This is a genomic window from Candidatus Cryosericum odellii (assembly GCF_003570935.1).
In the GTDB taxonomy this organism is placed as follows: Bacteria; Caldisericota; Caldisericia; order Cryosericales; family Cryosericaceae; genus Cryosericum; species Cryosericum odellii.
In genome coordinates, this window is the sequence record NZ_QXIU01000031.1 from 3,630 (window position 1) to 4,351 (window position 722).

The window sequence follows — 722 nt, forward strand, 5'->3', positions numbered from 1 at the left end:
GTGAAACAGCAGCCGGCGATGGCGAAGGCACTTGCTGCTGCTCAGGCAAAGGCTGTGGATGCAGCAACAAGTGCGGTGCAGAAAGGTTTCCTGGACGCCGCCAAGTTGACGCCGGCACAGCTCACGGCAATGCAACAATTCGTCGCATTGCCCCTCGTCAGCGGCATCACGGACAATAACAAGAAGGCCGACACCGTTTTGACCATTATCAATCTGGGCAAACTCCTGCCGATGACCGGCCAGCAGCAGACGATCAATGTTTCACAGACCGACCTCGACAAGGGCATCGCCGATATCCGGGAAAACGGCGGCACCATCCCGTTGCCCGCGATCGGGAAGACCTTGCTCTTCCTCCTCCTTGTCTATGTGCTGAGTGCGCTGCTCACCTTTGTCATGCAGTACATTATGTCGGATGTTGCCCAGAAGACGACCTATGACATGCGAAAGGAACTCGACTACAAGCTGGCGGCACTCCCCCTCCGCTACTACGACATGCACTCCAATGGCGAGATCCTGAGTCGCATGACCAACGACATGGATACGATCTCGACCACTCTTCAGCAGGGCCTCACACAGGTTATCGTTTCCGTGTTCCAGATTCTCGGCTACATCTACATGATGCTTACGATCAGCGGGAAGCTGACCATTGTGACGCTTGCTACGCTGCCGCTGTACATCCTCACAACGGTACTCATCGCACGAAAATCGCAGAAGTTCTACCG

At 55.4% G+C, this 722-nt stretch carries 1 protein-coding gene; it reads left to right on the forward strand.

Annotated elements, in window-relative coordinates; all coding sequences use genetic code 11:
- Positions 1-18: 18 nt before the first annotated feature.
- Positions 19-722: ABC transporter transmembrane domain-containing protein (locus tag SMC5_RS01215; protein ID WP_243624943.1), on the forward strand; the 704-nt coding region annotated here is incomplete at its 3' end.